Source organism: Isoptericola sp. NPDC060257 (assembly GCF_042726645.1).
Taxonomy (GTDB): domain Bacteria; phylum Actinomycetota; class Actinomycetes; order Actinomycetales; family Cellulomonadaceae; genus Isoptericola; species Isoptericola nanjingensis.
In genome coordinates this window covers 1-23608 of the sequence record NZ_JBHXAW010000031.1, presented here as the reverse complement: position 1 = coordinate 23608, position 23608 = coordinate 1, and the positions used below count along the sequence as shown (strand labels likewise).

Annotated in this window: 28 protein-coding genes; 20 read left to right on the top strand and 8 right to left on the bottom strand. The window is 75.2% G+C overall.

Annotated features, from left to right (window positions below; genetic code table 11):
• The 4 genes from rpsK to ACFWEK_RS04520 all read left to right on the top strand — a co-directional run.
• A partial coding sequence (gene rpsK, locus ACFWEK_RS04535; RefSeq protein WP_430553239.1) for a 30S ribosomal protein S11 occupies window positions 1–127 on the top strand: 127 nt, incomplete at its 5' end.
• A gap of 160 nt (window positions 128–287) precedes the next feature.
• The gene (locus ACFWEK_RS04530; protein ID WP_429727860.1) at window positions 288–1304 is read left to right on the top strand and encodes a DNA-directed RNA polymerase subunit alpha; all 1017 of its coding nucleotides are present in this window, start codon (window positions 288–290) and stop codon (window positions 1302–1304) included.
• A gap of 76 nt (window positions 1305–1380) precedes the next feature.
• A complete protein-coding gene (rplQ, locus tag ACFWEK_RS04525; RefSeq protein WP_430553238.1) occupies window positions 1381–1917 on the top strand; it encodes a 50S ribosomal protein L17 in 537 nt (178 codons plus the stop codon).
• An 82-nt stretch (window positions 1918–1999) separates the two neighbouring features.
• Window positions 2000–2791, top strand: a complete 792-nt coding sequence (locus ACFWEK_RS04520) for an alpha/beta fold hydrolase (protein WP_430553237.1) — start codon at window positions 2000–2002, stop codon at window positions 2789–2791.
• 3 nt (window positions 2792–2794) lie between these two features.
• Here ACFWEK_RS04520 and ACFWEK_RS04515 read toward each other — a convergent pair whose 3' ends face one another.
• A complete protein-coding gene (locus ACFWEK_RS04515) occupies window positions 2795–3625 on the bottom strand; it encodes an ROK family protein (protein WP_430547511.1) in 831 nt (276 codons plus the stop codon).
• A gap of 30 nt (window positions 3626–3655) precedes the next feature.
• Between ACFWEK_RS04515 and truA the strand changes: the two genes are divergently transcribed.
• Window positions 3656–4558, top strand: a complete 903-nt coding sequence (gene truA / locus ACFWEK_RS04510) for a tRNA pseudouridine(38-40) synthase TruA (protein WP_430547442.1) — start codon at window positions 3656–3658, stop codon at window positions 4556–4558.
• A gap of 16 nt (window positions 4559–4574) precedes the next feature.
• Here truA and ACFWEK_RS04505 read toward each other — a convergent pair whose 3' ends face one another.
• Window positions 4575–4988, bottom strand: coding sequence for a DUF5709 domain-containing protein (locus tag ACFWEK_RS04505; RefSeq protein ID WP_429764740.1), 414 nt, complete (start codon window positions 4986–4988; stop codon window positions 4575–4577).
• A gap of 288 nt (window positions 4989–5276) precedes the next feature.
• Here ACFWEK_RS04505 and rplM point away from each other — a divergent pair, with 288 nt between their 5' ends.
• The 5 genes from rplM (at window position 5277) to ACFWEK_RS04480 (ending at window position 9301) form a co-directional block, all read left to right on the top strand.
• Complete coding sequence (rplM, locus tag ACFWEK_RS04500; RefSeq protein ID WP_429764738.1) at window positions 5277–5726, top strand: 50S ribosomal protein L13; 450 nt, start codon at window positions 5277–5279, stop codon at window positions 5724–5726.
• Between the two features lie 32 nt (window positions 5727–5758).
• Window positions 5759–6247, top strand: coding sequence for a 30S ribosomal protein S9 (gene rpsI, locus ACFWEK_RS04495; protein ID WP_430553236.1), 489 nt, complete (start codon window positions 5759–5761; stop codon window positions 6245–6247).
• A gap of 182 nt (window positions 6248–6429) precedes the next feature.
• Window positions 6430–7794 (top strand): phosphoglucosamine mutase, encoded by a 1365-nt coding sequence (gene glmM, locus ACFWEK_RS04490; protein WP_430547512.1) that lies wholly within the window; start codon window positions 6430–6432, stop codon window positions 7792–7794.
• Window positions 7791–8471 carry a peptide deformylase gene (locus ACFWEK_RS04485; RefSeq protein WP_430547443.1) on the top strand — a complete coding sequence of 227 codons (681 nt, stop codon included), beginning with the start codon at window positions 7791–7793 and terminating at the stop codon, window positions 8469–8471. The genes glmM and ACFWEK_RS04485 overlap by 4 nt, the downstream gene beginning before the upstream one ends.
• Before the next feature lie 74 nt (window positions 8472–8545).
• Window positions 8546–9301 carry a DedA family protein gene (locus tag ACFWEK_RS04480; RefSeq protein ID WP_430547444.1) on the top strand — a complete coding sequence of 252 codons (756 nt, stop codon included), beginning with the start codon at window positions 8546–8548 and terminating at the stop codon, window positions 9299–9301.
• Window positions 9302–9307: 6 nt separating this feature from the next.
• Here the strand turns inward: ACFWEK_RS04480 and coaA are convergent, their stop codons facing one another.
• Window positions 9308–10267 carry a type I pantothenate kinase gene (coaA, locus tag ACFWEK_RS04475; RefSeq protein WP_430547513.1) on the bottom strand — a complete coding sequence of 320 codons (960 nt, stop codon included), beginning with the start codon at window positions 10265–10267 and terminating at the stop codon, window positions 9308–9310.
• A gap of 137 nt (window positions 10268–10404) precedes the next feature.
• Window positions 10405–11241: a DUF72 domain-containing protein gene (locus tag ACFWEK_RS04470; protein WP_430547445.1), complete on the bottom strand. Its 837-nt coding sequence runs from the start codon at window positions 11239–11241 to the stop codon at window positions 10405–10407.
• A 93-nt stretch (window positions 11242–11334) separates the two neighbouring features.
• Here ACFWEK_RS04470 and ACFWEK_RS04465 point away from each other — a divergent pair, with 93 nt between their 5' ends.
• Window positions 11335–11682, top strand: a complete 348-nt coding sequence (locus tag ACFWEK_RS04465; RefSeq protein WP_430547446.1) for a pyrophosphatase — start codon at window positions 11335–11337, stop codon at window positions 11680–11682.
• A 19-nt stretch (window positions 11683–11701) separates the two neighbouring features.
• On the opposite strand, the gene ACFWEK_RS04460 is transcribed toward ACFWEK_RS04465, so the two are convergent.
• A complete protein-coding gene (locus tag ACFWEK_RS04460) occupies window positions 11702–12526 on the bottom strand; it encodes an alpha/beta fold hydrolase (protein WP_430553235.1) in 825 nt (274 codons plus the stop codon).
• 67 nt (window positions 12527–12593) lie between these two features.
• On the opposite strand from ACFWEK_RS04460, the gene ACFWEK_RS04455 reads away from it, so the two are divergent.
• Window positions 12594–12944, top strand: a complete 351-nt coding sequence (locus ACFWEK_RS04455) for a holo-ACP synthase (protein ID WP_429764727.1) — start codon at window positions 12594–12596, stop codon at window positions 12942–12944.
• 6 nt (window positions 12945–12950) lie between these two features.
• On the opposite strand, the gene ACFWEK_RS04450 is transcribed toward ACFWEK_RS04455, so the two are convergent.
• Window positions 12951–13784, bottom strand: coding sequence for an alpha/beta fold hydrolase (locus ACFWEK_RS04450; protein WP_430553234.1), 834 nt, complete (start codon window positions 13782–13784; stop codon window positions 12951–12953).
• Between the two features lie 3 nt (window positions 13785–13787).
• Window positions 13788–14843: an LLM class F420-dependent oxidoreductase gene (locus tag ACFWEK_RS04445; RefSeq protein WP_430547449.1), complete on the bottom strand. Its 1056-nt coding sequence runs from the start codon at window positions 14841–14843 to the stop codon at window positions 13788–13790.
• 69 nt (window positions 14844–14912) lie between these two features.
• Here ACFWEK_RS04445 and ACFWEK_RS04440 point away from each other — a divergent pair, with 69 nt between their 5' ends.
• Window positions 14913–16514 carry a bifunctional ADP-dependent NAD(P)H-hydrate dehydratase/NAD(P)H-hydrate epimerase gene (locus ACFWEK_RS04440; RefSeq protein WP_430553233.1) on the top strand — a complete coding sequence of 534 codons (1602 nt, stop codon included), beginning with the start codon at window positions 14913–14915 and terminating at the stop codon, window positions 16512–16514.
• A gap of 107 nt (window positions 16515–16621) precedes the next feature.
• Here the strand turns inward: ACFWEK_RS04440 and ACFWEK_RS04435 are convergent, their stop codons facing one another.
• Entirely contained in the window at window positions 16622–17104 is a 483-nt protein-coding gene (locus ACFWEK_RS04435) for a glutathione peroxidase (protein ID WP_430553232.1), read from the bottom strand.
• Window positions 17105–17136: 32 nt separating this feature from the next.
• Here ACFWEK_RS04435 and ACFWEK_RS04430 point away from each other — a divergent pair, with 32 nt between their 5' ends.
• The 7 genes from ACFWEK_RS04430 to ACFWEK_RS04400 all read left to right on the top strand — a co-directional run.
• On the top strand, window positions 17137–18162 hold the full coding sequence (locus ACFWEK_RS04430; protein WP_430547452.1) for a pseudouridine synthase: 1026 nt from the start codon (window positions 17137–17139) through the stop codon (window positions 18160–18162).
• Between the two features lie 8 nt (window positions 18163–18170).
• Window positions 18171–19484 (top strand): alanine racemase, encoded by a 1314-nt coding sequence (alr, locus tag ACFWEK_RS04425; protein WP_430553231.1) that lies wholly within the window; start codon window positions 18171–18173, stop codon window positions 19482–19484.
• Window positions 19481–20035 carry a tRNA (adenosine(37)-N6)-threonylcarbamoyltransferase complex ATPase subunit type 1 TsaE gene (tsaE, locus tag ACFWEK_RS04420; RefSeq protein ID WP_430553230.1) on the top strand — a complete coding sequence of 185 codons (555 nt, stop codon included), beginning with the start codon at window positions 19481–19483 and terminating at the stop codon, window positions 20033–20035. The genes alr and tsaE overlap by 4 nt, the downstream gene beginning before the upstream one ends.
• Before the next feature lie 114 nt (window positions 20036–20149).
• Complete coding sequence (tsaB, locus tag ACFWEK_RS04415; RefSeq protein ID WP_430547455.1) at window positions 20150–20884, top strand: tRNA (adenosine(37)-N6)-threonylcarbamoyltransferase complex dimerization subunit type 1 TsaB; 735 nt, start codon at window positions 20150–20152, stop codon at window positions 20882–20884.
• Window positions 20881–21513, top strand: a complete 633-nt coding sequence (gene rimI / locus ACFWEK_RS04410) for a ribosomal protein S18-alanine N-acetyltransferase (RefSeq protein ID WP_430553229.1) — start codon at window positions 20881–20883, stop codon at window positions 21511–21513. Before tsaB ends, rimI begins: the two co-directional genes overlap by 4 nt.
• Complete coding sequence (locus ACFWEK_RS04405; protein WP_430553228.1) at window positions 21510–22427, top strand: sulfurtransferase; 918 nt, start codon at window positions 21510–21512, stop codon at window positions 22425–22427. The genes rimI and ACFWEK_RS04405 overlap by 4 nt, the downstream gene beginning before the upstream one ends.
• A gap of 81 nt (window positions 22428–22508) precedes the next feature.
• Window positions 22509–23608: zinc-binding dehydrogenase (locus tag ACFWEK_RS04400; protein WP_430553227.1), on the top strand; the 1100-nt coding region annotated here is incomplete at its 3' end.

The following is a 23608-nucleotide window of genomic DNA, read 5'->3' as shown; positions in this document are numbered from 1 at the left end:
CCCGGGTTCCGGTCGTGAGACCGCGATCCGCTCCCTGCAGGCGACCGGCCTCGAGGTCGGCTCGATCCAGGACGTGACGCCCCAGGCGCACAACGGCTGCCGTCCCCCGAAGCGCCGCCGCGTCTGACCCTCCCGACGTCGTCGGGCCCCGGGGCCGAGGGATCGGCCCCGGGCTCGTACGACGCCGCAGCCTGCCCGGGCGGGTGGACCGAGTCCCACCCGGGGCCGCGAGTACTCGCGGATCCGTGATGCGTCATATGGCGGACGCACACTGAAAGGACCTGACCGTGCTGATCGCACAGCGCCCCTCCCTGACCGAAGAGGTCATCTCGGAGTACCGTTCGCGCTTCTCCATCGAGCCGCTCGAGCCTGGCTTCGGCTACACGCTCGGCAACTCCCTGCGCCGGACCCTCCTGTCGTCCATCCCGGGCGCGGCCGTCACCTCCATCCGCATCGACGGAGTGCTCCACGAGTTCTCCACCGTGCCGGGTGTGAAGGAGGACGTCACCGAGATCATCCTCAACATCAAGAACCTCGTCGTCTCCTCGGAGAACGACGAGCCCGTCGTGATGTACCTGCGCAAGACGGGTGCGGGCGTGGTCACCGCCGCGGACATCGTGCCGCCGGCGGGCGTCGAGGTGCACAACCCGGACCTGCACGTCGCCACGCTCAACGACAAGGGCAAGCTCGAGATCGAGCTCACCGTCGAGCGCGGTCGTGGCTACGTGTCCGCGGCGCAGAACAAGAACGACGAGGCCGAGATCGGTCGGATCCCCGTCGACTCGATCTACTCGCCGGTCCTCAAGGTCACCTACAAGGTCGAGGCCACGCGTGTCGAGCAGCGCACGGACTTCGACAAGCTGATCGTCGACGTCGAGACGAAGGCCGCGATCGCCCCCCGCGACGCGCTCGCCTCGGCCGGCAAGACGCTCGTCGAGCTGTTCGGTCTCGCCCGCGAGCTGAACGTCGAGGCCGAGGGCATCGAGATCGGCCCGTCGCCGACGGACTCCGCGCTGGCCGCGGACCTGGCGCTGCCGATCGAGGAGCTCAACCTCACGATCCGCTCGTACAACTGCCTCAAGCGCGAGGGCATCCACCAGGTGGGTGAGCTCGTGGCTCGCAGCGAGGCCGACCTGCTCGACATCCGGAACTTCGGCGCGAAGTCCATCAACGAGGTCAAGGAGAAGCTCGCCGAGCTGGGCCTCTCGCTGAAGGACTCGCCCCTCGACTTCGACCCGTCCAGCTCCGCGTACTTCAGCGGCGGGGACGACGAGGCCACGTACTCGGACGAGCAGTCGTACTGACGTCTCCGCGCCCGCAGCAGCCCGCTCGACCTGACCGGGCCGCGCGGTGCGGAACCACCCTCAAGGAGAACCAGAAATGCCTACCCCCACCAAGGGTCCGCGGCTCGGTGGCAGCCCGGCTCACGAGCGACTGATCCTCGCGAACCTGTCGACGTCGCTCTTCGAGCACGGCCGCATCACGACCACGGAGACGAAGGCGAAGCGCCTGCGCCCCCTGGCCGAGCGCCTCATCACGTTCGCGAAGCGCGGCGACCTGCACGCCCGTCGCCGGGTGCTGACCGTCGTCCGTGACAAGTCCGTGGTGCACACGCTGTTCACCGAGATCGCCCCGGCCATGGCCGAGCGCAACGGTGGCTACACGCGCATCACCAAGATCGGCAACCGCAAGGGCGACAACGCCCCCATGGCGGTCATCGAGCTCGTCACCGAGCCGGTGAGCCCGAAGCAGGCCGTCGTCAAGGAGGCCACGAAGGCCGCCGAGAAGGCTGCCAAGGTCGAGGACGACAAGCCGGCCAAGGACGAGGCCGCCGTCGAGGAGGCCACCGAGGCTCCGGCCGAGGCGCCCGCCGAGGACAAGGCTGACGAGAAGGCTGAGGAGACCAAGGAGGCCTGACCTCCCGCGTCCCCCGCACCACGACGAGCCCCGTGCCGCCTCCCGAGGTGGCGCGGGGCCTCGTCGTTCCTAGGCTGGGAGGATGCCCGCCCGCTCCGACGCGCCGCCCCGACCCCGGGCCCCCGTGCCGGTCGTGCTCGTGCACGGCTCCCGCACGTCGGCGACCATGTGGCGGCGTCAGCTCGAGGCGCTGGGCCGCGCCGGGGTCCCCGCCGTCGCGACCGACCTGCCGGGCCACGGTGCGCGACGGGGCGAGGCGTTCACGCTCGACGGCGCGGTGGACGCCGTGCACGACGCCGTGGAGGGGCTCGGCGGGCGGGCCCTCGTCGCGGGCCTGTCGCTCGGGGGCTACGTCGGCATCGAGCACCGCGCGCGCCATCCCGAGCAGAGCGCGGGCCTCGTGGCGGCGTCGTGCTGCACGGAGTCCTCGTCGGCGCTGCGGCCGGCGTGGCTCTCGCTCGCCCGGTGGATCGAGGGCTGGCCGGACCACGGCGCCCGCCTGAACGACACGTTCGTGCGCCTCGCCCTCGACGCCGAAGGTGCGGGGGACCTGGGGGCCGGCGGGTACGCGCTCACCGCCATGGCCGAGGTGCTGCGGGAGCTCGGCCCGACCGACACCCTCGGCGCCCTCGCGGCCGCGCGCAGCCCCGTGTGGTTCGTCAACGGGCGTTACGACCACTTCCGCGCCCAGGAGCGTGCGTTCGTCGCCGCGGCCCGGGCCGGCGGGGCGGCCGCCCGGCTCGTCGTCGTGCCGCACGCCCGGCACCTCGTCAGCCTCGACGCGCCGGTCGCGTTCACGCGGGCCCTCCTCGAGGCGGAGACCGTCGTCACGTCCGAGGAGGCAGGCGTCGTGACGTCACCCGTCCACCGGTGACGGTCAGGGCAGGGTCAGGTCCCACGCCCGCGCGCCGCCGACGAGCGCGGCCGAGTTGGGCACGACGACGACGTCGTCGCCCAGGCGGTCGAGGGCGGCGGGCGTGATGCGGCGGGAGTTCCCGCCGCCCAGGTACAGACGGTCCCAGCGGAACACCGGGCGCAGCCCGTCGACCGTCGCGACGACGCGCCGCGACCACAGCCCGTCGCCCAGGCGGCGGCGCTCCGGCTCGCCGACGTACTGGTCGTACGTCGCGCCGCGCCGCACGGGGGCGTGCGACCACTCCAGGTGGGGTGCGAGCAGGCCGCCGTCGAACAGCGCGGACCCGAGCCCCGTGCCGAGGGTGAGCACCAGCTCGACGCCGGAGCCCGCCACGACGCCGGCGCCGTGCACCTCGGCGTCGTTGAGCACGAGGGCGGGCACGCCGAGCCGGTGGGCGAGCGCGCCGCGGACGTCGAAGCTGGCCCACGCCTCCACGAGCTCCGGCAGCACCCGCGAACGGGGACCCGAGCGGGTGACGTAGTGCGGCGTGTGGACGACCACGCCGTGGCGGATCATGCCGGGCATCCCGAGCGTCACGCGGTGCGCGGCGGGAAGGCGGTCCGCGATGCCGGCCACGGTGTCGAGCAGCAGCTGCGGGGGCAGCGGGTAGGGCGTGGGGACCCGCACGGGCGACGCGTGCGCGGTGCCCGCGGAGTCCAGGACCGCCGCCTTGATGCCTCCGCCGCCGCAGTCGACGGCGAGGGTGAGCACGTCGGAGGGCGGCGGCGTCCGGGAGGCGCCGTCGTCGGGGCGGGGAGCGGGGGTGCGCGCCGGGGCGCCTGGGTCGACCATCACGGGACATCATCCGGCCACAATGGGTCGGTGAGCACGCCGACACCTCCCGCCGACACCCTCCGGGTCCGGCTCGACCTCGCCTACGACGGCACCCACTTCGCGGGCTGGGCCACCCAGCCGCGGCTGCGCACCGTGCAGGGGGTGCTGGAGGACGCCCTCGCGACCATCCTCCGCACGGAGCCGCTCGGCCTGCCCCGGCCGCGGCTGACGGTGGCCGGTCGCACCGACGCGGGGGTGCACGCGCGCGGCCAGGTCGCGCATGTCGACGTGGCGCGCGGGCGCTGGGAGGAGATGCCCGGTCGTTCCGACCGGGAGCCCGGTGTCGCGCTCGCCGACCGGCTGGCCGGCGTGCTGCCGCCCGACGTCGTCGTGCACCGGGCGGTCGAGGCCCCCGAAGGGTTCGACGCGCGGTTCTCCGCGCTGCACCGCCGCTACGCCTATCGGGTGGCCGACCGCCCGGACCTGCGCGACCCCCTGCGCCGGGACTGGGTGCTCTGGCACCGCCGCCGGCTCGACGTCGAGGCGATGCACCGGGCGATGCAGCCGCTCGTCGGGCTGCACGACTTCGCCGCCTTCTGCAAGCCTCGCGAGGGCGCCACGACCATCCGCGAGCTCACCCACCTGTCGTGGGAGCGCCCCGCGGACGGGCCCGACGCCGGGCTCGTCGTCGCGACCGTGCAGGCCGACGCGTTCTGCCACTCGATGGTGCGCGCGCTGGTCGGCATGTCGCTGGCCGTGGGGGAGGGGCGCCGTGGCCCGGACGATCCCGCCGCGGTGCTGGCGGGCCGGTCCCGCTCGGCGGCGGCCGGTGTCGTCGCCGCACGGGGGCTGACCCTCGAGAGCGTCGCCTACCCGGACGACGACGAGCTCGCGGCGCGCGCCGAGCGCGTCCGCGCGAGGCGGGACCCGGGCGAGGTCGACGCCGGCTGACGCGCGGGGCTCCGGTCTACGGCTCCTCGACCCAGTGCACGGCGGCCTCCTCGGCGCTGGCGCCCGCGCCGTCGATGCCCGCGTCCTCGCCGTAGACGTCGTTCTCGCGGTCGCCGTCCTCCCCGGGGTCGGCGAAGGGGTCCTCCGCGAGCCGGCCGGCGCGGGTCGTGTCCGGGCGGTCCAGCGGGTCGCGCTCCCAGACGTCCGGCTGCTCCTCGGCGAGGCGCCGGTCCAGGGGCTCGCCGGCGGACTCCTCCCACGCCGTCTCGCCCCAGTGGTTCGAGCGCGACCGTTCCAGGGGGGAGTAGCCCTCGTCGAGGACGTCGTCGAGCTCGGGGTCGAGGAGCGTGTCCTCCTGAGGAAGCTGGTCCTCGTCGCCCTCGGCTCCGGTCTCGGGGTCAGGGGTGGTGCCGGGTGTCTCCTGGGTCATGTCACCACGGTGCACCCGCGGCGGTGGCGCTGCAACGAGGGGCGGCCGGCGCCGACCCGTTCCCGTCCCCGGCGCGGGCGTGACCGGCGTCGCTTTGACCCCCGCGCCCGGCCCCGGCTAAACTGGCTCGTCGTTGTGCTATGCCTCCGGCGTCCCGCGTCGTCAGCGCGCCCACTCGCACCGACGATGCCCCGGCCAGGACGCCACCGGAGCACCCGCGCACAACACCTGACTCATCGGGCGCCGCTTCTCGCCCGACGACACCGAACATGAAAAGGTGACGCAACCGTGCGTACTTACACCCCCAAGCCCGGCGACGTCCAGCGCGACTGGTACGTCGTCGACGCGACCGACGTCGTCCTCGGCCGCCTGGCGAGCCAGGTCGCCACCCTCCTGCGCGGGAAGCACAAGCCGACCTTCGCCCCGCACGTCGACGGCGGTGACTTCGTCATCGTCATCAACGCGGACAAGGTCGCCCTGAGCGGCAACAAGCGGGAGACCAAGCTGGCCTACCGCCACTCCGGCTACCCGGGCGGTCTCCGCTCGGTCAACTACGGCGAGCTTCTCGAGAAGAACCCCGAGCGGGCCGTGGAGAAGGCCGTGCGCGGCATGCTCCCCAAGACGTCCCTCGGTCGCGACCAGCTGGGCAAGCTGAAGGTCTACCGCGGCGCGGAGCACCCGCACGCGGCGCAGCAGCCCAAGCAGTTCGAGATCACCCAGGTTTCGCAGCAGGCCTGAGCCGCTGCCGGATGCAAAGCGAAGGATTCACAGTGGCCGAGACCACCGTCGACACCGAGCTGGACGAGAACACGCCCAGCACCTACACCTCTGAGTCCGCCGCGCCCGTCGCGGACGGCGGCCAGTCCATCACCGCTCCCGGCGCGGCCGTCGGCCGCCGCAAGGAGGCCGTGGCGCGCGTGCGCCTCGTCCCCGGCACCGGGACGTGGAAGCTCAACGGCCGCACCCTCGAGGACTACTTCCCGAACAAGGTGCACCAGCAGCTCGTGAACTCGCCGCTGAAGCTGGTCGAGGTCGAGGGCCGCTTCGACGTCATCGTCCGCATCACCGGCGGCGGCCCCTCGGGCCAGGCCGGCGCGGTGCGCCTGGGCATCGCCCGCGCGCTCAACGTGATCGACGCCGAGGCGAACCGCCCCGCGCTGAAGAAGGCCGGCTACCTCACGCGTGACCCGCGTGCGGTCGAGTCCAAGAAGGCCGGTCTCAAGAAGGCGCGCAAGGCGCCGCAGTACTCGAAGCGCTGATCGAGCGCTCCTTGCTCGAGGGCGCTGCCCTCGGGCGTCGACAGGAGCGTCAGCGCCACGGACGGCCCCGTCGGAACTCTTCCGGCGGGGCCGTCCGCACGTCCGGCTACGATCGGTGCGGCGTCCGCAGGGGCGTCGTGGGGTGTGCGTGCGGATCCACCGCCGCGCCCGGAGGAGGAGACATCGTGCGACTGTTCGGCACCGACGGGGTCCGTGGGCTGGCCAACCGGGACGTCACCGCGGACCTGGCCCTCGGGCTCGGCAGCGCGGCGGCCCATGTGCTCGGCACGTCGGGCGACTTCGCGGGGCACCGCCCGCGCGCCGTCGTCGGGCGCGACCCGCGCGCGTCCGGGGAGTTCCTGTCCGCCGCGGTCGGCGCGGGCCTCGCGAGCTCCGGCGTGGACGTGGTCAACCTGGGCGTGCTGCCCACCCCGGCGCTCGCCCACCTCGTGGGGGCGATGGACATGGACCTCGGCGTCATGATCTCCGCGTCCCACAACGCGATGCCGGACAACGGCATCAAGTTCTTCGCGCGCGGCGGTTTCAAGCTGGCGGACCACGTCGAGGACCAGATCGAGGCACGCCTCGGCCAGGACTGGGAGCGGCCGATCGGCGCCGACGTCGGGCGCATGCGCTCCGACACCGGCATCGCCGCCCAGCAGTACGTGGAGCACCTCGTGGCGAGCATCGGCACGACGGCGGACGTCCGCCCGCTGGAGGGCCTGCGAATCGCCGTCGACGCCGCCAACGGCGCCGCGAGCCAGGTCGGCCCGGAGGCGCTGCGCGAGGCGGGGGCCGACGTCGTCGTCATCAACGCGAGCCCCGACGGCCGCAACATCAACGAGAAGGCCGGATCCACCCACCCGGAGCAGCTGCAGGCCGTCGTCGTGGCCGCGGAGGCCGACTTCGGTGTCGCGTTCGACGGCGACGCGGACCGCTGCCTCGCTGTCGACCACGGCGGCGTGCTGGTGGACGGCGACCAGATCCTCGGGATCCTCGCCCGCGGGCTCAAGGACGAGGGCCGGCTGCCGTCGGACACCCTGGTCGTCACCGTGATGAGCAACCTCGGCCTCCTGCTCGCGATGCGAGAGTCGGGCATCACCACGATCCAGACGGGCGTGGGCGACCGGTACGTGCTCGAGGAGATGCGGGCGCACGGTTACGGGCTCGGGGGCGAGCAGTCGGGCCACATCATCCTGGCCGACCACGCCACGACCGGCGACGGCGTCCTCACCGCGCTGCACCTCGCCGCGCGCGTGAAGGCGACCGGGCGTCGCCTGGCCGACCTCGCCTCCGACGTCCCGCGCCTGCCGCAGACGCTGGTCAACGTCAAGGGCGTGGACAAGGCCCGCGCGGCCGACGACGAGGGCGTGCGCGCCGCGATCGAGAGCGCGGAGACGCTCCTGGGGGAGACGGGTCGCGTGCTGCTCCGCCCCTCGGGCACCGAGCCCCTCGTGCGGGTCATGGTCGAGGCGGCGACGCAGACGCAGGCCGACGGTGTGGCGGACACGCTCGCCGCCGTCGTGCGCGACCGGCTGGCACTGTGACCGAGGGCGCGCCGGCCGCGCGCCCGGCGGCCGGCGTGGACGAGGCCCTGCGGGCCGCCGTCGTCGACCTGCTGGACCGGGCGGACGCGGCGGCGGGCGGGCCGGGCACCGGGCTCCTGCCGATCGTGCAGGCCGGTGCGCCGGTGCTGCGCGCCCCCGCGGCCCCCTACACCGGGCAGCTCGGCGACGCGCTGCCGCGGCTGCTCGACGCGATGCGCCGCACCATGCACGCCGCGCCGGGCGTGGGCCTCGCGGCGCCCCAGGTCGGGATCGCGCTGGCGATCGCCGTCGTCGAGGACGGCGGCGCCGGGGCCGACGACCCCCGGGAGCGGGCCCCGCTGCCGTACCGGGTGCTGCTCGACCCCGCGTACGAGCCGCTGCCCGGCCCGGACGGGGAGCCGGAGCGGGCGGCGTTCCACGAAGGCTGCCTGTCGGTGCACGGGTGGCAGGCCGTCGTCGCGCGGCACCGTCGCGTCCGGCTCACCGGCCGCGACGAGACCGGGGCGCCGATCGACGAGGTCCTCACCGGCTGGCCCGCTCGGATCGTCCAGCACGAGACGGACCACCTCGCGGGCGAGCTGTACCTCGACCACGCGCTGCTGCGGACGCTCACCTCGAACGAGAACCTCCTGCGCTACGGCCAGGTCGTGGACCCGGGGTTCGTGGACCTCGGGTGAACATTCGGCACTCAGGGTGGAACCGGGGGAATTCCCCATGCAGCCGGTGCCCTGGTTCTGCCTAGGCTGGTGCCGTGACGCCGCCCGGCGTCGTGCGACCGCCGGAGGCCCACCTCCCGGCCGACGAACCGAGGACCGACCTGGTGAACCTGTCGACGATGCTGGCACAGCTGGAGGGCTGGGTCCTCGACCTCGGCGCGTCCCTGTGGATCTACCCGGCCATGTACGTCTTCGCGACGATCGACGGCTTCTTCCCCCCGATTCCCAGCGAGTCCGTGGTCATCACCCTCACCGTGCTCGCCCACTCCGAGGGCGAGCCGTGGCTCCCCGGCGTCCTCGCCCTCGCCATCGCCGGCGCGTGGACGGGCGACCAGATCGCCTACCAGATCGGCCGCGCCGTCGGCACGGAGCGGTTCGCGTTCCTGCGCTCGGCCCGCGGTCGCAAAGCCGTCGACTGGGCGCGGCACGCCCTGGAGCACCGCGGGGCGTCGTTCATCCTCGCCGCGCGGTACGTGCCCATCGGGCGCGTGGCCGTCAACATGACGGCCGGCGCCGTGGGCTACCCGCGCCACCGGTTCATGCTCTACTCGGGCATCGCCGCCGTGACGTGGGGCATCTACTCGATGCTCATCGGCCTCGCCGCGGCCTCCTGGCTCGGGCACAACACGCTGCTCGCCATGGCCGTCGGGGTCGTGGCGGGCATCCTGCTCGGCGTCCTGGTCGACCAGGTGGTGCAGCGCGTCGCCGGTCCGCCCAGGGCGGAGCCGGTGCCGGCCGACGAGGACGAGGGCGACGAGGCCGACGCCGAGCCCACGAGCCGGGCGGCCTGACCGGCCTCAGAGCTTGCGCAGCCGCACCCGCTGGACGGAGTGGTCCGACCCCTTGGTGAGCACGAGGGTGGCGCGACCCCGGGTGGGGAGCACGTTGTGCTCCAGGTTCGGCGCGTTGATCGACTCCCAGATGGACAGCGCCCGCTCCGTCGCCTCGGCGTCGGACAGGTCCGCGTAGCGCCGGAAGTACGACTCCGGCCTGCTGAACGCCGTCCTGCGCAGCTGCAGGAAGCGCTCCACGTACCACTGCCGGATGTTGCGCGTGCGGGCGTCGACGTAGATCGAGAAGTCGAAGAAGTCGCTCACCGCCACGGTCGACTCGTCGATCGCCGACGGGCGCGCGGGCTGCAGCACGTTGAGACCCTCGACGATGAGCACGTCCGGCTTGCGCACCACGACCTCCTCGCCGGGCACGATGTCGTAGACGACGTGCGAGTACACCGGGGCGCGCACCTCGGCCTGCCCCGCCTTCACGCGCGACAGGAAGCGGATGAGGGCCCTCCTGTCGTAGGACTCGGGGAAGCCCTTGCGGTCCATGATCCCGCGGCGCTGCAGCTCGGCGTTCGGGTACAGGAAGCCGTCGGTCGTGATCAGCTCGACGTGCGGGGTGTCGGGCCAGCGCGCCATCATCTCGCGCAGGATGCGCGCCGTCGTCGACTTGCCGACCGCGACGGACCCCGCGACGCCGATGACGTACGGGGTGCGCGGCGGCTCCTCGTGCAGGAACGTCGACGTGGCGCGGTGCAGGCCCGCGCTCGCGGCCACGTACAGGTTGAGCAGTCGTGACAGCGGGCGGAAGACGGCGTCCACCTCGGCGAGGTCGATCGGGTCGCCCAGGCCGCGCAGCCGCTCGACGTCGGCGTCCGTCAGCGGCAGCGGGGTCGACGCCGACAGGCGGCTCCATGCCGCGCGGTCGAGGTCGACGTACGGGGACGCCGGAGCGAGCCGGGTGAGGTGCTCGCCCAACGGCTGGGGGGCCGTGCCGGGGGCAGGGCTGGGCGTCGTGCCGGGTGCGGTGTCGGGGGACTGCGGTGCCACCTGCACGATTCTGCCCGAGGCCGGGCGGGGAACGACAACCGCGGGTGTCGTCGACGGCGCGTGGCTCACGCCGGCCACGGATCGACGACGTCGCCGAGCCGGTCCGCGAGGCGCAGGGCGTCCCGCGGGGCGTGGGCGTGGCCGTCGTTGTCGAAGTACGCCACGACGTCCTGGCCGGCGTCCGCCCGCCGCCGTATCCAGGCCGCCCACGCGTCGAGGCGTGCGTCGTCGTAACGGCTCGCGTACAGGGTGGTCGGACCGTGCAGCCGGAGGTAGGCGAGGCCCGCCGTGGGGTGGTCGAGGAGCGGCCATCGCCCGGCGCCGTCCGAGGCGACGAGCGCGACGTCGTGGTCGCGCAGCTGCCGGAGCGCCTCGGGGTCCTCGAACGACGCGTGGCGCGGCTCCAGGGCGTGCCGCAGGGGGCGGCACGTGCCCGCCTCGGTCCAGGCCTCCGCCCGGAGCCGGTCGTCGTGGTCCGCGGCCAGGCGCGCGGCGTCCGTCGTCGTGCGGGGCAGCGCGTCGAGAAAGGCCGCGAGCACCTCGGCGTCGAACTCGGCGCGCTCCGGGAGCTGCCACAGGACCGGCCCGAGCCGGTCGCCGAGGGCGAGGAGGCCGCTCGCGACGAAGTTCGCCAGGGCCGTGCGAGGGTCGCGGAGGCGCTTGAGGTGGGTGACGTAGCGGCTGCCCTTGACCGCGAACGTGAAGCCCTGCGGCACCGAGTCCCGCCAGCGCAGGAAGGAGGCGGGCTGCTGGAGCCCGTAGAAGGTGCCGTTGAGCTCGAGCGTCGAGAACCGCCCCGCGGCGTAGGTCAGCTCGTCGGCGCGACGGGTGCCGGCCGGGTAGAAGTCCCCGCGCCAATGGCGGTACTGCCACCCCGACAGACCGACGCGGACGCTGACCACGGCGCGAGCCTACGAGCGTGCCGACATGGTCGCCGTCCGGGGCGGCCGTGGTGGCGCGCCCCGCCGCGGGAGGGCAGGAGGCATGATCGGCGCATGGAGCTGGGTGAGCTGTCGGACGAGCTGGAGATCATCTCGCGGGTGTACGAGCGCCGCTTCGGCGTCCCGCGCACCGACGACTGGCTCGTCCTGAAGCTGCACGAGGAGGTCGGGGAGCTCACGCAGGCGTACCTCGCGCGGTCGGGTCGCTCGCGGGACCGGGGCGTGGGCGAGGAGGCGGTGGACGCCGCGTTCCGGGCCGAGCTCGCGGACGTGCTCGCGCAGGTGCTGCTCGTCGCGCGGCGGTTCGACGTCGACCTCGAGGCGGAGATCGAGCGCAAGTGGTTCCGGTGGCGGCACCTCGTGGAGCCGGCGGACGAGGCAGGGGTCCGCCCGGAGGGGTGACGCCTGGCCCCTTGTCGTCCTAGAGGCCCGACGCCGCCTCCTCGACCCGGTCGAGCCACTCGCCCACGAGGGCGTCGAACAGCGCGGGCTGCTCGATCTGCAGGTTGTGGCCGGCGCGGTCCAGCACGGCGAACGTCGCGCGCGGGTAGTGCTCGAGGACCCGCCAGGCGTCGCGGTAGCCGGTCGAGGAGTCCTGGCGGCCGGTGAGGAACAGCGTGGGGCCGCCGTAGGGCCGCGGCTCGACCGCGAAGGTGCCGGCGTAGCGCTCACCGACCCGCGCGACCGTCGCAGGGTCCGCGGCGTCGAGCCCGGGCGTCACCTCGGCCTCGGTGCGCCGCCACGTCTCGCACGTCTGCACGACGCCGACGTCGTCGGCGTCCAGGGCCGCCGCGCCGACCTCCCGCAGCAGCGCGTCGTCGCGGACCAGCACGTGGTGCGGCGGGACGTCGCGCCGGTCGTGCTCCGGGACGATCAGGGGGCACAGGAGGGCGAGCCCGTGGACGCGGTCCGGTTCCACGGCGACCAGCCCGCGCGCGAGGTAGCCGCCGAACGACTCGCCCACGAGGACGTACGGCCCGGGCACGAGCCGGTCGATCGCCTCCCGCACGACCGCGAGCACGTCGTCCGTGCTCGCCACGCCCGACGGCGGGCTCGCGCCCATCCCCGGGAGGTCCAGGTAGACCCGCCGCCAGCCCGGGCGGTCGGCGAGGGCGGCCTCGAAGGGCGTCAGCATGAGGCGGTGGTCCACGGAGAACCCGTGCAGCAGCACCATGGTGGGGGTCCCGGGCGCCGCCGGAGCGCCGCGTTCGACGTGATGGAGCGGGGCTGCGAGGTGGTCGGGCATGGCGCGCACGCTAGGTCACGGCACCGACACCACCGACCTGACGGTCGACGGACCTAGGCTGAGGGCCATGATCATCGGCGTGGGCATCGACGTGGTGGACGTCGCCCGGTTCATGGCGACGGTGGAGCGGGTGCCGCGCCTGCGCGAGAAGCTCTTCACCGAGGCCGAGCGGGACCTGCCGGCGTCGTCCCTCGCGGCGCGCTTCGCGGCCAAGGAGGCCATCGCCAAGGCCCTGGGCGCCCCCGGGAACATGCACTGGCACGACGCGACCGTGCACCGCACCGTCGGCGGTCCGCCCGAGGTCGAGCTCCGCGGCACGGTCCAGGCCCGCGCCGACGAGCTGGGCGTCAAGGCGTGGCACCTGTCCATCTCCCACGACGCCGGCATCGCGTCCGCCATGGTGGTCGCGGAGGGCTGACGACGGTCAGGCGGCGGACCGCCACCAGTCGAGCGCGACCGGGAGCGCGGTGAGCACGCTGACGTGGCCGTCGCGCGGGCGCAGCCACAGCTCCGCGGCGGGCAGGGCGTCGACCAGCAGGTCGGCGTGGTGCCGCGGCACGACCCGGTCGGCGCCGCCCTGCACGACCAGGGTCGGGGGCGCGACGTCGCCCAGCCCGACGCCCCACGGCCGCACGAACGCGAGGTCGTCGTCGACCTGCCCGCCGGGCCACGCCTGGCCGGACCGCGAGGCGTCGGCGCCGAGCGAGGCCCACGTCCCCGCGAGCGCCGCGTAGTCGTCCGCCGTGAAGCTCGACTCGTCGAACTCCGCCGTCTCCGCGTGCCGGGCGCGGGCCTCCCGGCCGTGGAGTGCCGAGCGCAGGCCGCCGTCGTCGGCCATCCCGGCGAACCAGAGGTCGTCGTGACCGCGGCCGGGGTAGGGCGCGACGCCCGCGAGGGTCACCGCGCCCGACACCAGGTCGGGCCGGAGCGCGGCGAGGGCCAGGGCGTGCGGGCCGCCGCCCGAGGCGCCGACGGCGAGGCACCGGGCCACGCCGAGGGCGTCCAGGGCGTGCGCCACGTCCGACGCGGCGTCCGCCACGGTGCGCCCGGGACGAGGGGTGGACCCGCCGTACCCGGCACGGGCCGCGGAGACCACCCGCAGCCCGCGCGCCCGGGCGGCCTCGGCGACCGGGGGCAGCAGCTCGCCGGACTGGGGCGAGCCGTGGTGCCAGACGACCGCGTCGGCGGACGGAGGGCCGTCGTCGTGCACGACGAGACGTCGACCGTCCGGGAGGCCCAGCTCGTGCCGCGAGCCCATCGTTCAGTCCTGCAGGGCGGGGATGACCTGCCGCTGGAAGAGCTCGATCTGGTCGCGGTCGCCCGCGGCGTTCGGGAAGTACGTGATGGCGTACGTCATGCCGAGGTCGCGCAGGGCCGAGAGCTTCTCGACGACCTGCTCGGGCGTGCCCACCAGGGGGCTGTTGCGCCAGTTCGCGATCTCCTGCTCACCGCGCTCGCCGGGGGCGTGCTTGCGGAAGTGCGACTCGATCCAGGCGAACCGGTCGTCCACCTCCGCCTGGTTCTCCCCGATGACCACGTTGTAGTCGGACGAGCGGGTGATCTCCCCGAAGTCGCGGCCCAGGTCGCGGCAGTGCTGCTCCAGGATCGACGACTTGTGCGCGAACGTCTCGGGGTCGCCCGCGAAGTTCGTGTACTGCGCGAACCGCGCGGCGATCCGCAGCGTCTTCTTCTCGCCGCCGCCCGCCACCCACAGCGGGATGCTCGGCACCTCGGCGCCGCCGTCGCCCACCGGGAGCTGCTGCAGCGGCTGCGGGTAGCAGAGCGCGCCGTCCACCTGGTAGCGCTCGCCGTCGAACGTGCCGGACGACCCGGTGCGCCACATCTGGGTGATGATCTGCAGGCCCTCGTCCAGGGCGCGCAGGCGCTCGCCCGCGCGGGGGAAGCCGTACCCGTACGCGCGCCACTCGTGCTCGTACCAGCCGGCGCCGATGCCGAGCTGCGTGCGTCCGCCGGAGATCGCGTCCACCGTGGAGGCGACCTTCGCCAGGTAGGCGGGGTTGCGGTACGACATGCACGTGCACATCTGGCCCAGCTTGACGCGCTGGGACGCCGCCGCGAACGCCGCCATCAGCGTCCACGCCTCGTGCGTCGCCTCGGTGCTGGGGACCGGGACGGTGTGGAAGTGGTCGTACACCCAGACCGAGTCCCAGGCCCAGGGGCCGCCGGGGATCGGCTCGCCCGCCGCGGCGTTGTCGGCGTAGTGGAGCAGGGACAGCATGGTCTCCCAGTGCTGCTCCGGGGGGACGTCGGTGAGCGAGTGGCGCCAGCCCTGCGGGATGAAGAGTCCGAATCGCATGGGCTCGAGCCTATGCCCGGACCTGCGGCGACGCTGCGGGGCGCGACGACGCGCGGCAGGATGCGTCCCATGATCTCCGCCTGGTCCGCCGCCGACGTCCGTGCCGCCGAGGAGCCGCTCCTCGCGGCGGGGACGCCCTTGATGGAGCGGGCGTCGTTCGCGCTCGCGACGCACGTGCTCCGCGACGTCGCCGCCCGCCGGGGGCCGGTGCGGGGCGCGCGGGTCGTGGTGCTCGCGGGGGCGGGCAACAACGGCGGCGACGCGCTGCACGCGGGCGCGGTGCTGGCGCGGCGCGGGCTCGCGGTGACGGCGGTGCTGGTCGCCGAGAAGTTCCATGCGGAGGGCCGCGCGGCGCTGGAGCGTGCGGGCGGGCGGGTCGTGGAGCTCTTCGCCGCGCCCGAGGGACTCGACGCGGTGGCCGACGACGCCGCCCGCGCCGACGTCGTGCTCGACGGCCTCGTCGGCATCGGCGCGCGCGGCCCCCTGCGCGGCCTCGCCCAGGAGGTCGTGAGCGGGCTCTCGGCCCGCATCGACCGGCGTGTCGGGGCCGATGGCCCGCTCACGGCGTCGGGGCCGGGGCGGCCGTGGGTGGTGGCGGTGGACGCGCCGTCGGGCATCGGGGTGGACGACGGCGCGGTGCCCGGCCCGGTGCTGCCGGCCGACCGCACGGTGACGTTCGGCGCGGCCAAGCCCGGGCTGCTGCTCCCGCCGGCGTCGGGGCTCGCGGGCGAGGTGAGCGTCGCCGACATCGGCCTCGACCTCGCCGGCAGGCCGGCCGTGCGTCAGCTGGAGCCGGCCGACGTCGCCGCGTCGTGGCCGGTGCCCGGGCCCGCAGACCACAAGTACACGCGCGGCGTGGTCGGCGTCGTCGCGGGCACGGCGACGTATCCCGGGGCGGCGGTGCTCACCACCACGGCCGCCGTGCGGAGCGGGGCCGGGATGGTGCGGTACCGGGGGTCGGCCGCGGTGGGCGGACGCGTGCTCGACGCCCGCCCGGAGGTCGTCACCGCGCCAGGCCGGGTGCAGTCGTGGGTGGTGGGGCCGGGCGTCCCCGGCGGGCCGGAGGCCGCGCACGAGGGGGAGGGCGACGGCCTGGACGACGGCCAGCACGAGCGCGGCCGGGCAGGGCTCGCCGCGGCGGCCGGCAAGCTCGCCGGGACCGCGGGCGGCCCCGTGCCGGCGGTCGTCGACGCCGGCGGGCTGGGGCTGCTCGACGGTCGCGTCCCGGCGTGGTTCGTGCTCACCCCGCACGCGGGCGAGCTGACGGCGCTGCTGCGCTCGCGGGGCGAGGACGTGCGCCGCCAGGACGTCGAGGCCGAGCCGCTGCGCTGGGCGCGGCGGGCGCACGAGCTCACCGGCGCGACGGTGCTGCTCAAGGGCGGCGTGACCGTCGTCGTCGGGACGGGCGCGGCGTACGCGCAGGCCGACGGGCCGGGCTGGCTCGCCACCGCGGGCGCGGGGGACGTGCTTGCCGGCATCCTCGGCGCGATGCTCGCCGCCCGGTCGCGCGACGTCGTCGCGGACCCGGCGCTCGCGGCCGAGGTCGCCGCCGCGGCGGCGCTGGTGCACGGCCGCGCCGCCCGCCGCGCGAACCCGGGCGGTCCCGTGGCGGCCCTCGACGTCGCGGCCGCGGTGCCCGGCGAGGTCGCCGCGCTGCTGTCCGAGGTCTGACGACGGTCGGACGCTGCCTGACCAGGGCCGCCCGTCGGCGGGTCGTACTACCGCGCGGAGTCCTGGACTACCTCGCCGTGCTGGGTACTACCTCGCCCTGCTGGGTACTACCGCGGCAGGGACTTCTCGACGAGGTCGACGATCTCGGGGGAGTCGGGGACGGTCTGCGGGGAGAACCGGTGCACGTCGCCGCCGGGCAGCACGACGAACTTCTCGAAGTTCCAGCGGATGCGGCCGTCGTGCCCGCCGTCGTCGGCCGTCTTCTTCAGCTCCGCGTACAGCGGGTGCGTGTGCCGGCCGTTCACGCGGACCTTGGAGACCACGGGGAACGTGACGCCGTAGGTGGTGGAGCAGAACTCGGCGATCTTCTCGTCGGTGGAGAGCTCCTGGAGGAACTGGTTGGACGGGAAGCCGATCACGGTGAACCCGCGGTCGCCGTACGTCTTCTGCAGCTGCTCCAGCGCCTCGTACTGCGGGGTGAGGCCGCACCGCGAGGCGACGTTGACCACCAGCACGACGTCGTCGCGGTGCTCCGCGAGGGTCGTCGTCGTGCCGTCCATGCGCTCGAACGGGATGTCGTAGAGGCTCATGCGGCCATCATGCCGCGCGCGACAATGGTCCGGTGCCACCCGGTCCGCGCAAGCACGTCCCGCCCCTGCCCGTGCGGGACGGCCTCAACCCGACGCGCCTGGTGCTGCCCCACGACGCGGCCGCCGTCGCCCGGTACGCGACGGCGGCGCAGTACCTCCTGGAGCGGTTCGGCCATGACGTCGGTGACGCCGCCCGGCTGCGGGAGAAGCTCGCCGCGGGCGAGGTCGTCACGGGCGCGGGCGCCGTCGTCGACGACGCGACGCCGTACGAGCCGCGGGGCTTCCTCTACCTCTACCGCGACCCGCCCGCCGACGAGCCGGAGGTGCCCGCGCTCGCGGACCTGGACGTCCTGCACCGTGACGACGACCTGCTGGTCGTGGACAAGCCGCACCTCGTCGCGACGATGCCGCGCGGGCGGTGGGTGACCCGCACGGTGCTCGTGCACCTGCGCGCGACGCTCGACCTGCCCGAGCTGGTGCCCGCCCACCGGCTCGACCGCCCCACCGCCGGCGTGCTCGTGCTCACCGTGCGGCCCGAGGTGCGCGGCGCGTACCAGACGGCGTTCCAGGACCGTGCGGTGCGCAAGGTCTACGAGGCGGTCGCCCCGCTGCCGGCGCCGGGCTCGGGCCTGGACCGGGAGGGCACGACGACGGTGCGCTCGCGCATCGTCAAGCACCGCGGCGTCGTGCGCGCCCAGGAGGAGCCGGGGGAGCCGAACGCGGAGTCGCGGGTGACGCTCGTCGCGCGGGACGAGGCCCGCGGCCTCGGGCTCTACCGGCTCGAGCCGCACACCGGCAAGACGCACCAGCTCCGCCTGCACATGGCGTCCCTCGGACTGCCTCTGCTGCACGACCCGTTCTGGCCGGTGCTGCGCGAGGACGCGCCCGACGACCCGGACCGCCCGCTCCAGCTGCTCGCCCGCTCGCTCGCGTTCGTCGACCCGCTCAGCGGCGACCCCCGCGAGTTCCGCTCCCGGCGGCGTCTCGCCGCGTGGCCCGGCGGCGGGGGCAGGGGCGACGGCGGCACGGGCGGCGGCCGGGGCGACGGCGCGCGGTGAGAGAATCGATGACCGTGAGCACCGAGGTCCCCTCCGACAGCACACCCGCTGCGCCGGCCGACCTGCCCTTCCCCGACGACGCGCTGGCGCGTGCGGTCGTCGACCTGTCCGCCGTGCGCGACAACGTGCGCGCGCTGGCGGGCCACGCCCCGGGCGCGGCGGTGATGGCCGTGGTGAAGGCGGACGGGTACGGGCACGGGATGCTGCCCGTGGCGCGGGCGGCGCTCGCGGGCGGCGCGACCTGGCTCGGCACGGCGGTACCCGCCGAGGCGCTCGCACTGCGCGCCGGCGGCGTCACGACCGCGGACGCCCGGGTGCTCACCTGGCTCGCGACGCCGGGGGCGCCGTTCGACCGGCTCGTCGCGGCGGGCGTAGACGTCGGCGTCGCGGCGCCGTGGGCGCTCGACGAGGTGGCCGCGGGCGCGCGGGCCGCCGGCGAGCCCGCCCGCGTGCATCTCAAGGTCGACACCGGCCTCGGCCGCAGCGGGATCGTGCCCGCCGACCTGCCGGACGTCGTGCGCCGGGCGGCCGCGCTCGAGGCCGAGGGCGTGCTGCGGGTGGTGGGCGTGATGTCGCACCTGGCGTGCGCCGACGAGCCCGGGCACCCGTCGATCGCCCTCCAGGCGGCGGCGTTCGACGCCGCGGTGGCCGTCGTCGAGGCCTCCGGCGCGTCGCTGGAGGTGCGGCACCTCGCGAACTCGGCCGCCGTGCTCACCGACCCCCGGCTGCACTACGACCTCGTGCGGCCCGGCATCGCCGTCTACGGGCACTCGCCGGTGCCGCAGCTCGGCGCGCCCGGCGACTACGGGCTGCGCGGCGCGATGACGCTGCAGGCGCGGCTCGCCACCGTCAAGGACGTGCCGGCCGGCCACGGCGTGTCCTACGGGCACCACTACACGACGCCGCGCGACACCCGCCTGGGCGTGGTGCCGCTCGGGTACGCGGACGGCATCCAGCGGCACGCGTCGGGCGGCGGCCTCGGCGTCGGCGGCCCGGTCGGCGTCGGGAGCGGCGCGTCCGCCCGGGTGCTGCGCGTGGCCGGGCGGGTGTGCATGGACCAGTTCGTGCTCGACCTCGGGCCGGACGCCACCGAGCGCGAGGGCGACGTCGTCACCCTCTTCGGGGAGTCGGACGGCGTGGAGCACGGCGCCGCGGCGGGCGCCGTCACGGCCGGCACGGTGCCGAACGCCGAGGACTGGGCCCGCGCGGCGGGCACCATCAGCTACGAGATCGTCACGGGCATCGGGGCGCGCGCGGTGCGCGTGTACACGGGCCTCGCCATGAAGGCCGACACGGAGACCTGGAAGGAAGTGCAGCGGTGAGCGACGTCGTGGTGCGGACGGAGACGGACCTGCCGGACGCGGAGTCCACGCGGGCGCTGGGGGCGGCCCTGGCCGGGGTGCTCCGGGCGGGGGACCTGGTGATCCTCACGGGGGACCTGGGGGCGGGCAAGACGACGCTCACCCAGGGCCTGGGTGCCGCGCTGGGCATCCGGGGCCAGGTGGCGTCGCCCACGTTCATCGTGGCGCGCGAGCACCCCCCGCTGCCCCGCGAGGACGGCACGCGGGGTCCCGCCCTCGTGCACGTGGACGCCTACCGGCTCGGAGGCCTGGGGGAGCTGGACGCGCTGGACCTGGACTCGTCCCTCGAGGAGTCGGTCACCGTCGTCGAGTGGGGCCGCGGGCTGGCCGAGGCGCTCACCGACGACCGCCTGGAGATCGACCTGGAGCGCCCGCGCGGCACGGCCGCCGGCGCGCCCGACGGCGCGCCCGACGACGAGGCCGACCCCGGCGCCGGGACCCGCCACGCGACGCTGCGCGGCGTCGGCCCCCGCTGGGCCGGCGTCGACCTGGCCGCCCTCACCGCCCGCTGACCCGTCAGAAGAATCGAGCGTGCTGAATTGATCCTCGAACGCCTCGAATGAGGATCAGTTCAGCACGGACGATGCGTCGCCCCGTCCGGCCGGTGGGAAACGTAGGCTGAGGCCGTGGCCGTTCTTGCACTGGATACCTCCGCAGCCGTCGCCGTCGCGCTCGTCGACCCCGGCGGCGCCCGGCTCGCCGCGCGCTCGGCCGACGAGCGACGCCGGCACGCCGAGTCGCTGGCCCCGCTCGTCGACGCGGTGCTGGCCGACGCCGGCCTGGACCGCACGGACCTCACGGCCGTCGCCGTGGGCACCGGGCCCGCACCGTTCACCGGCCTGCGCGTGGGGCTCGTGACCGCGCGCACCCTGGCGCTCGCGCTCGGGATCGACGTGCTCGGCGTGCCGAGCGTGGACGCGGTCGCGGTGCAGGCGGTCGCCGACCTCGGACTGACGCCGGGCGACGAGGTGCTCGTCGCGACCGACGCCCGCCGCAAGGAGGTCTACTGGGCGCACTACCGCGTCGTCGCGCACGAGGGGCCGCACGGCGTCCCCGTCGTCGAGACCCTGGCCGGTCCGGGAGTGGACAAGGCCGCCGACGTCGCCGCGCGGCTCGCGGACGCGCCCGCCGACGGCGGCCGCCTGGTCGTCGTGGGGGAGGGCGCCACCCTGTACCCGGAGCACCTGCCCGCCGACGAGGACGCCCCGCTCGTCCCGGACGCCGCGGTCCTGGCGCGGCTCGCGCTCGCCCGCCGTGCCGCCGGCGAGGAGCTGCCGACGGAGCCCCTGTACCTGCGCCGGCCCGACGTGCAGGAGCCGGCGCCGGCGCGCCTCGTCCCCGCCACCGGGAGCCCGGCATGACCACCGAGCAGCCGACCACCGAGCCGGCCGCCGAGCAGCCGACCACCGAGCCGGTCGCCGCCGCGCCCGAGCGCCCCGCCCCGGACCTGCCGCGCACGGTGCAGCACGTGTACGAGCCGTCGTGCCGGCTGCGCCCACTGGCCAGCGCGGACTTCGACCGGGTGCTCCAGCTCGAGCGGGTGCTGTTCGGCGCCGGGGCGTGGACGTACGGGATGCTCGCCGACGAGCTGGCCGCGCTCGGACGCTGGTACGTCGTGGCCGAGCCCGCCGGCCCGGACGCCGTCGCGGTGTACGGGATCGGCCCGAAGCCCGTCGTCGGGTACGCCGGTCTCTGGTTCGACGGCGACGTCGCGCAGGTCATGACGATCGGCGTGGACCCGCACTACCAGCGGCACGGCGTGGGGCGCGCCCTGCTGGAGGCGCTCGTGGGTCGGGCGCGCAAGCTCAAGGCGGAGGCGGTCCTGCTCGAGGTGCGGGTCGACAACGAGCCCGCCCTCGCGCTGTACGAACGGCACGGCTTCGAGCGGATCGGGCTGCGGAGGCGGTACTACCAGCCGGAGGACAAGGACGCCTTCACGATGCGGCTCGACCTGCGCGACGACCACGCGCGGCAGGGGACGGCGTCGTGACCCGCGAGGACTCGCCGCGCTCGCGGGTGCTGGTGTCGGTCGCGGAGCTCGCGGCCGACCTGCGGCTGAGCGCCGGGCCCGACCCGGCCGACGGCGCGCCGGTGCTGCTCGACGTCCGCTGGGCGCTCGGCATGACCGACGGCCGGGAGCGCTACCTCGGGGGGCACCTGCCCGACGCCGTGTACGTGGACCTGGAGTCCGAGCTGGCCGCGGAGGCGTCGGCGGAGGAGGGCCGCCACCCGCTGCCCTCGGCGTCGTCGTTCCAGCGCAGCGCGCGGGCCTGGGGGCTGCGGAGCTCCTCGCGCGTCGTCGTGTACGACACGGTGGGCGGCACGTCCGCGGCGCGGGCGTGGTGGCTGCTGCGGTACTTCGGCGTCGACGACGTGCGCATCCTCGACGGAGGCCTGCCCGCCTGGGTCCGGGCGGGGTACGCACTGGAGAGCGGTGAGGTCGTGCACGCACCGGGCGACCTGGTGGCCCGTCCGGGACACCTGCCCGTGCTGGACGCCGACGACGCGGCGGACCTGGCCGAGAACGGCACCCTGCTCGACGCGCGGGCCGCCGAGCGGTACCGGGGCGAGAGCGAGCCCGTGGACCCGCGCGCGGGCCACGTGCCCGGTGCCGTGAGCGCCCCGACCACGGAGAACCTGCGCGAGGACGGCACGTTCCTCGACGAGGAGTCGCTCCAGGGCCGGTTCGCGGACCTCGGCCTGAGCGCGCCCGGCGACGGGCCGGAGGACGCCGCCGACGACGCGGTGCTCGCCGTCGGCGTCTACTGCGGGTCGGGTGTCACGGCGTCGCACGAGATCGCCGCGCTGGCGTGCGCGGGCATCCCGGCGGCCCTGTACCCGGGGTCCTGGTCGCAGTGGTCGAACGACCCGTCGCGGCCGGCGGTCACGGGCGACCGGCCCTAGCGCACCTCGTTCCCCTGGTGGTCCCCGGGAGTCGTGCTAGCGTCGCGTGTATACCGATCTGTATACACGGGAGGTCGATCGATGAGCACGCCCGAGACGATGCGCGCGGTACGGATGCACCGGCACGGGGGCCCGGAGGTCCTCCAGGTGACGGAGGTCGCCGTCCCGGCGCCCGGGCCGGGGGAGGCGCTGGTGCGCGTGGCCGCGGTGGCGCTGAACAACACCGACCTGTGGACCCGGGAGGGGGCCTACGGCAGGCCGGGCGACCCCGCCGCGCTGTCCGGCTGGCGCGGCCCCGTCGACTTCCCGCGGACCCAGGGCGCGGACGTCGCGGGGCAGGTCGTGGCCGTCGGCGCCGGCGCGGACGCGGGCCTCGTCGGGCGCCGGGTCGTGATCGACCCGGCGAGCTACGACGGCGACGGCCCGGACGCCCACCCGGTGGGCCTCATGGGCAGCGAGCGGGACGGCGGGTACGCCCGGTACGTGACGGCGCCCGCCGACCAGGTGCACGACATGACGGGGTCGCCCCTCACGGACGACCAGCTCGCGACCCTGCCCACCGCCTACGGCACCGCGCTCGGCATGATCGAGCGGGGCGGGCTGCGGGAGGGCGAGACCGCCCTCGTCTCGGGGGCGTCGGGCGGCGTCGGCCTGGCGCTCGTCCAGCTCGCCCGCGCCCGCGGGGCGCGCGTGCTGGCGATCTCCAGCGGCGACAAGATCGCCGCCGTGCGCGACGCCGGCGCCGACGTCGCCGTGGACCGGGCGCACGACGTCGTCGGGCAGGTCCGGTCCGCGGCCCCGGACGGCGTCGACGTCGTGCTCGACGTGGTCGCCGGCGACCTGCTGGGCGACGGGCTCCCGCTGCTGCGCGAAGGCGGGCGGTGGGTCGTCGCGGGGGCGCTCGGCGGGCACGAGGTGACCTTCGACGTCCGTCGCCTGTACCTCCACAACGCGCAGGTCGTCGGGTCGTCGATGCACACGCGCGCGCACTTCGACCTGCTGATGGACTGGGAGATCCTGGTCGAGAACCGCGACATCCTCGACACCCTGGTCCTCCAGCTCCTGGAGAAGGAGACCCTGGGCAAGGAGGAGATCGCGGAGATCTTCGCCCCGCTCGTGAAGCGTCCGGCCCGCCCGGCGTGGACCGGTTCCGCCCCGGACCGCCACCATCAGCAGCCCGG